9 protein-coding genes are annotated in these 6,215 nt (G+C 63.6%); 3 read left to right on the forward strand and 6 right to left on the reverse strand.

Annotated elements, in window-relative coordinates:
* Positions 1-54: 54 nt before the first annotated feature.
* From ACERIT_RS05950 to larB, 3 genes are all read right to left on the reverse strand, one after another.
* Complete coding sequence (locus ACERIT_RS05950; RefSeq protein WP_373673920.1) at positions 55-321, reverse strand: hypothetical protein; 267 nt, start codon at positions 319-321, stop codon at positions 55-57.
* A 74-nt stretch (positions 322-395) separates the two neighbouring features.
* The gene (locus ACERIT_RS05955; RefSeq protein WP_373673921.1) at positions 396-650 is read right to left on the reverse strand and encodes a GIY-YIG nuclease family protein; all 255 of its coding nucleotides are present in this window, start codon (positions 648-650) and stop codon (positions 396-398) included.
* Between the two features lie 52 nt (positions 651-702).
* Positions 703-1,470 (reverse strand): nickel pincer cofactor biosynthesis protein LarB, encoded by a 768-nt coding sequence (gene larB, locus ACERIT_RS05960; protein ID WP_373673922.1) that lies wholly within the window; start codon positions 1,468-1,470, stop codon positions 703-705.
* 185 nt (positions 1,471-1,655) lie between these two features.
* On the opposite strand from larB, the gene ACERIT_RS05965 reads away from it, so the two are divergent.
* A complete protein-coding gene (locus tag ACERIT_RS05965; RefSeq protein ID WP_373673923.1) occupies positions 1,656-1,823 on the forward strand; it encodes a DUF1931 domain-containing protein in 168 nt (55 codons plus the stop codon).
* Positions 1,824-1,899: 76 nt separating this feature from the next.
* Here ACERIT_RS05965 and rpiA read toward each other — a convergent pair whose 3' ends face one another.
* The 3 genes from rpiA to ACERIT_RS05980 form a co-directional block, all read right to left on the reverse strand.
* Positions 1,900-2,625 carry a ribose-5-phosphate isomerase RpiA gene (gene rpiA / locus ACERIT_RS05970; protein WP_373673924.1) on the reverse strand — a complete coding sequence of 242 codons (726 nt, stop codon included), beginning with the start codon at positions 2,623-2,625 and terminating at the stop codon, positions 1,900-1,902.
* A gap of 69 nt (positions 2,626-2,694) precedes the next feature.
* Positions 2,695-3,819: an ORC1-type DNA replication protein gene (locus tag ACERIT_RS05975; protein WP_373673925.1), complete on the reverse strand. Its 1,125-nt coding sequence runs from the start codon at positions 3,817-3,819 to the stop codon at positions 2,695-2,697.
* 109 nt (positions 3,820-3,928) lie between these two features.
* The gene (locus ACERIT_RS05980) at positions 3,929-5,083 is read right to left on the reverse strand and encodes a methyltransferase domain-containing protein (protein WP_373673931.1); all 1,155 of its coding nucleotides are present in this window, start codon (positions 5,081-5,083) and stop codon (positions 3,929-3,931) included.
* Between the two features lie 166 nt (positions 5,084-5,249).
* Here ACERIT_RS05980 and ACERIT_RS05985 point away from each other — a divergent pair, with 166 nt between their 5' ends.
* The gene (locus tag ACERIT_RS05985; RefSeq protein ID WP_373673926.1) at positions 5,250-5,372 is read left to right on the forward strand and encodes a hypothetical protein; all 123 of its coding nucleotides are present in this window, start codon (positions 5,250-5,252) and stop codon (positions 5,370-5,372) included.
* Positions 5,373-5,650: 278 nt separating this feature from the next.
* On the forward strand, positions 5,651-6,215 hold a 565-nt coding region (locus tag ACERIT_RS05990; RefSeq protein WP_373673927.1), incomplete at its 3' end, for a PAS domain-containing protein.

Here is a 6,215-nt window from a genome sequence, read left to right on the forward strand (position 1 = left end):
TTCGGTTGGCGATCACGTAGGCGGTCGACAGGACTGTCGGCCGCTCAAGAGCGCTCATACCGTCTCGTCGGGATCGTGGTCCGCGGCCATCCGCTGTGCCTCGGTACGGAACCGCTCGCGATCCTCCTCGTCGGCCGCCGCGAGGACTTCCTCCTCGCCCGTCTCCTCGACGTCGATGGCGGCCGTCACGCCGTCGCCCATGGAGAGCCGCTGCTCGGCGAGTTCCCTCGTGTGGACGCGCTCGCCGTCGGTCGTCGCGTAGGTGAGTCGAACGAGTCCCTTCGAGTCGAATTCCCGGTCGACGAGCCAAAGCCTCGTCATACTCGTCGATCGGGTGAGCGTGGGGTTAAAGCCCCGGTTGATGGGCCGACGGCGGAAGAATAAGGCGGCGGTGTTCATTCTCCGTCGTCCGCTCGCGCGATGAGCCGTTCTTTCTCCGCCCTCGATAGCTGTTTGATCGCGTACTCGCGCGACATCGCCGCCGACCGCGTCTGGAAGGTCTCGACGTGTCGCAACTCGACGGGGGTTCGTCCACGAGTGTATTTGGCCCCCGCTCCGGCGTCGTGTTCCGCGACGCGCCGCTCGACGTCGGTCGTGTAGCCGGTGTAGTAGGTGCCGTCCGCACACTCGATGACGTATACGTGATGCATGATCGGGGGTTTCCTGTGATGAATGACGGCTCTCGTGTCGGGCCTCCGGAACTCACGCTTCCCGTGCGACGGCGATCCGACGAGCAATGAGCCCCGCCTGTGCTCCGGCAACGAACCCGGCGTCGACGTTCACCGTCGTCACCACCGTACACGACTGGAGGCCGCCGTAAAGCGCTGCCTCGCCCTCTCCGCCGACACCGTATCCCGTTGCGACCGGCAACGCGATCACGGGCGCGTCGACGAGTCCCGCGACCACCGTTGGGAGGGCACCCTCGCGACCGGCGGCGACGATGATCACGTCGGCCTCGCGGATCCGATCGATCTGATCGAGTATCCGAACGAGGCTTGCAACCCCGACGTCCTCGATCAACTCGACACCGACGCCGACCTCGCGGGCTATCACGGCGGCCTCTCCTGCGATCGGCGCGTCGCTCGTCCCGCCGGTGACGATCGCCACCTCCGCATCCAGATCGGGCCGTTGAAACTCCGGCGTGTGGGCCACGATCGTTCGCGTTCGCTCGTCGTGGTCGATATTGGCATCGGGGAACTCGTCGGTCACGGCCGCGATCACCGCCTCTCCGATCGCCGGATCCGCCCTGGTGACGAGTGCCCGGCCCGTCGTCTGTACCGCCGTTCGAGCCAGCCGTGCGGCCTCCTCGGGCGTTTTTCCCTCTGCAAGGATTGCTTCCGGGATCCCGCGGCGCGTTTCCCGGGCGGCGTCGAACCGCCCCGCATCGGTCGTCGCGTATCCCGAGAGCCGTGACTCGGCCTCCGGGATGCCGATATCGCCGTCTGAGAGCGCTTCGAGTACGTCGCGCATACTCGCCTTGGGAACGCGATCGATTCGTAGCTGTCGGTCCCGACTCGCCTTCCACGTACCGTGACATATGTCACCGATAGACGTGTGAACGAGGCGGTGGTTTTTGCTGTGAATCCCCCCTCACGAGGCTCATATCGGGCGAATTCAGGAACTCTTATTAAGTATCGATGGATATCCCCGTCTGCATGGCAGACCTCATTGTCAAAGCAGCGGTCAAGGAAGCGCTGGAGGACAAGAACGTCGCCTCGGACTTCTACGAGGCGCTCGACGAGGAAGTCGAAGAGCTGCTCGAGGACGCCGCCGGCCGCGCGGAGGCGAACGACCGCAAGACGGTCCAGCCCCGCGACCTATAGACGGGTCCGTTCTTTTCCCGTTTTTTTCGTCCGTGTTCGCTAGCCGCCGCGCCCTCGATCGGGCGTGTCGATGACGTCAGGGCTCGATCACGCGAACGCCGTCGTTGGTTCCGAGATGAATCTCGTCAGTAAGATCCACGAACAGTCCGTGTTCGAGTACGCCCGGCATGTTCGCGATCGTTCGCGCGAGCGAGGCGGGATCGTCGATCGATCCGAACGCACAGTCCAACACGAGGTTGCCGTTGTCGGTGACGACCGGTCCGTCCTTTCGCTTTGCACGCCGCAGCGTGGGTGCTCCGCCCGCCGCCCGGACCGCCCGTGCGACCGTGGCGCGAGCGTCGGGGAGCACTTCTACGGGGACCGACCGGTCGAGTACCGCCGACTCCTTTGTGGGATCGGCAACGACGAGCAGCCGATCGGCGGCGGAATCGACCACCTTTTCGCGTGCGTGAGCCGCACCGCCACCCTTGATCAGCGTCCCCGCCGGCGCCTCCGATTGCTCACCGAGGACGACCTGGTCGGCGCCGTCGATCGCCACGTCGATTCCCGGGTCGTCCCCGCTGACGACCTCCTCGAGGTCGACGATCGGGATCTCACACTCCCGGGCGAGTTCACGGGACGCAAACGACGTCGGCACGCCACGAACGTCCGCGCCGGCATCGACCATCCGCCCGATCGCCCGGATCGCGAACCCCGCCGTCGATCCCGTGCCGAGGCCGACGACCATGCCGTCGGTCACCGCCTCGGCGGCTGATTCGCCCGCCCGTCGCTTCTGATCGTCCGTGCCGCCGGTCGTCTTCATACCCGCTCCTGTGTCGGCACCCACAAAAAGCGTCCTCGTTTCATCCGCGTTCTCCGCCGTCGCCGCTCGTTACTCCAGCCGATCGACGACGGCTTCGGCGTCGTAGGCGAGCGTAAGCGTCCGTGAGCGGCCGCGCCCCTCGACGTCGGCGTATTCGGCCTCGATCAGACCGAGTTGGTCGAGCTTGTTGATGATCTCCGAATAGCGGGTGTACCCGAGATCGGTCTCGGCGTGGAACGCCTCGTAGACCTCCCCCGCGCGCTCGCCGTCGTGATCGACGAGCACCGAAACGAGCGCCCGCTCGGAGGCGGAAAGTCCGCGAAGCGACCGCGAGAGGTGAACGAACTTCGACTTCTCGTAGGCCGACTCGACGTCCTCGATCGTGATCGTTCGGGAGCCGCGCATCTCGGCGTTGAGCCCGGCCCGCCGAAGCAGGTCGATCCCGACTCGGAGGTCGCCGCTTTCGCCGGTCAACTCCGAGACCCGCTCGAGTTCGGGGCGATCGATGACGCCGTCCCGGAATCCTCGATCGACCCGCTCCTGGAGGATGTCGGTGATCTCGGCGACGTCGTAGACCGGAAAGTACACCTCCTCAGGACGAAACACCGACTGCACCCGTGAGTCCAGTTCGTCTATCACCTCAAGCGAGAGGTCCGAGGAGACCACGATCACGCCGATCCGGGCGCCGGTGTGAGTCTCGTGGGCTCGCAGCATCGAATAGAGCGTATCGGAGGCCTCGTTCTCATAAAAGAGGTAGTTCACGTCGTCGAGGGCGACGACGAGCACCTCGTCCTCCTCGACGAGCTGATCGGTGATCTGTCCGAACAGTTTCTTAAAGGAGATTCCCGAGGAGGGCGGTTCGTACTCGAAGATGCGCTCGAAGAGTCGTGAGAAGACGGCATACCGCGTCGAGTCCACCTGACAGTTCACCCGCACAGTACGAACGTCGGTTTCGGCGGTCAATTCGGTAAAGAGCTTCTGGATCGCCGTCGTTTTGCCCGTTCCCGGCGGTCCTCGTACCATCGTGTTCAGCGGGCGCGATCCACGGACTGCGGGCCGGAGCGCGTACTTGAGTCCCTCGATCTGGCTCTCCCGGTGTTTGAACGTCTCCGGCACGTAGTCGATCTCGAAGACGTGTTCGTCACGAAAGACGGATTCGTCCCACGAGAGCATCCCGTCCGGATCCCCACTCATCGTGTATATCACTTCCCCCCGTCCACTTAACCGTTCCCCGGTACCTGGGCGAAAGTGTAACGATCCGAGATATCGGTCAAGGCGGCCGAAATACGGGCTTTCAGTTTCACTACCGGAGCGCTCTCGTCGTCTCTATCGTCGCCTCTTTTCCGTCTCCGTTTCCCCTCCCAGTTCCGTTCGAGTCATCGGCGGTCAGGACGTGGACGTACCGGGTCAGGGATCGATGCACTCGTCGCTCGAAGAGGGCGTCGACCCGCCAGCCGGCGTCGATAGCCGTCCCCCGCCAGTCACGGTCGGCGACCATCACCGCTCGGTCGCTCACCCGGCCCGCGGCCGAGAGCGCCCCCGCGATCAGGTCGGAGAGTTCGTGGCGTTCGATCTTCGACTGGCGGCCGTAGGGTGCATCGAAGGCGACGCAGTCGACCCCCCCGTCGGATAGGGGAAGTGCTGTCGCGTCCGCTCGCAGGACGTCCCATTCCCCGGAGAGATACGTTTGCAGGTTCCGTCGGGTGCCTTCAACCATCTTTGGCTGGGCATCGGCAGCGATCACGCGCGCGCCAACGAGTCCAGCCTCGATCGGAAGCCCCCCGGTCCCACACATCGGATCGAGGAGGATCCGTCCGGGTCCTGCGCCCGCGAGGTTCACGTACGCGCGGGCGTCGATCGGATCCATGCTCCCCGGCTGGAAGAACGGGCGATCGGTCGGGGCCGGGGCGAACTCACGGTCCGCCTCAGCGTGGATCCACCCGAGCGTGCACGTCTCGACGTGCTCTCCGTCGGCACCCGCGACGGCCTCGTGGACGGGGCGCTCGCCGGCCGCAAAAAGCGCCCGTAGCACGTGGTCGGGGTCATCGAGATCGACCGAAAAGCCACGGTCAACGAGCACCTGTCCGAGTTCGCGTTCAGCACGTCCGGTCGAGACTCCGGTCGTGGCGCGCACGTCCCGTGCCCGAACCGCGACCGATCCGGAGCGGCCAGTACCTGCCGGCTTGCCGGCGCCACCGGGGTCGCCCGATCGTTTGCCCTCATCAACGGACCGGTTCGAGAGCGCGATCCGAAGGAGGCGGACCGCATCGTCGACGGTTGGATCGCACCGTCCGATCGACTCGAGGGCGGCGTGGGTGTACGCAAGCTGGGGAGCGCCGGAACCGACGACATCGGCGCGGGCGATCCCGGGTGCGACGATCTCGACGCCGGAGGCGACGCTTGCGGCTTCGTAGGTCGCAAAGGCATCCGTTTCGCCGGCCAGTTCGAGCCAGTACACGATCGACATCCATCCGCGTCCCAAATGAGCCTAACGGACGGCTCTCGATGACGACTTCGAGGCTGCCAAAGACGCCGCCAAGACCGTCGTCCGCTGGATCCACGACACCTACGACATCGACGACGGCAGCCAGGAGACGAACCGGGACTACCGAGTCGCATTCCAAATGTTCGCCAAGCACGTCACTCGCGCCGACGAGATCCCCGACACCAACGAGTGGATCTCGACGAAGACCAGCCGGGACTACAACCCCGAGCCCGACGAGGCCTCGTTCGTGAGCCGAAGTTGAGTGAGATGGGGAAACGACGGGTCACGTCCCACACGATTCTGTTGAAGTTGCAGAAGGTGGAGTGCTCCCACTTGTAACAGATTTTACGGCTGGGAGGCCTTGTTGAAACTCTCAACTGGTGGGAGGTTTCGGTGGCCGTGCTGAATACTAAGCGCGATTCTTGCAGAATCGACCAGCCTAAAATGGTCTGACCTGAATCCGCTTAGCGATCAGTCATTTCCCGGAACCATATATTTCAAGAGATATGGTCACCTGTACCATGGTAAGGTCAAATCAGAATGGGTCCTACAGAAGACATATCGGAGGAAACGCGTCAGCAATCTCCGCTTCCCGACGGAGTGATTCGAGATGTCTACCATTCGGTCAACGACGCGATTTTCGTTCACGCCGTGGAGACCGGCGAGATCCTCGACGTGAACGAGACGATGTGTGATATGTATGGATACTCGCGGGCTGAAGCCCGGCAGCTGTCCATCGAAGATCTCAGCACTGGCGTTCCTCCGTACACTCAAGACACTGCCATTGAGTACGTGCAGAAGGCTGCTGAGGGCGATCCACAGGTGTTTGACTGGCACGCTACAGATAGCGAGGGAGATCCCTTTTGGGTCGAAGTAAGTATGCGGCGAGCAGCCATCGACGACCAGACGCTTGTCCTCGCTATCGTTCGGGATATCACCGACCACAAGCGCCGCGAACACGAACTGAACGAACTCTTCGAGGAGTACAAGGCCATTTTCGAAAACGTGCAAGATGCTGTTTTTCTCATTGACGTTGACACCACCGATCCGGACCCAGTGTTTCGATTCGAGCGACTCAGCCCCTCGCACGAATCGACGAGCGGGC

It is taken from the genome of Halopenitus sp. H-Gu1 (assembly GCF_041821145.1).
Classification (GTDB): Archaea; Halobacteriota; Halobacteria; order Halobacteriales; family Haloferacaceae; genus Halopenitus.

Excerpts from the sequence above, each read along its gene's own strand:
- larB (WP_373673922.1), bottom strand. The coding sequence starts at position 1,470 with ATGCGCGACGTACTCGAAGCGCTCTCAGACGGCGATATCGGCATCCCG.
- rpiA (WP_373673924.1), bottom strand. The coding sequence starts at position 2,625 with ATGAAGACGACCGGCGGCACGGACGATCAGAAGCGACGGGCGGGCGAA.
- ACERIT_RS05965 (WP_373673923.1), top strand. The coding sequence starts at position 1,656 with ATGGCAGACCTCATTGTCAAAGCAGCGGTCAAGGAAGCGCTGGAGGAC.
- ACERIT_RS05950 (WP_373673920.1), bottom strand. The coding sequence starts at position 321 with ATGACGAGGCTTTGGCTCGTCGACCGGGAATTCGACTCGAAGGGACTC.
- ACERIT_RS05985 (WP_373673926.1), top strand. The coding sequence starts at position 5,250 with ATGTTCGCCAAGCACGTCACTCGCGCCGACGAGATCCCCGACACCAAC.
- ACERIT_RS05975 (WP_373673925.1), bottom strand. The coding sequence starts at position 3,819 with ATGAGTGGGGATCCGGACGGGATGCTCTCGTGGGACGAATCCGTCTTT.
- ACERIT_RS05955 (WP_373673921.1), bottom strand. The coding sequence starts at position 650 with ATGCATCACGTATACGTCATCGAGTGTGCGGACGGCACCTACTACACC.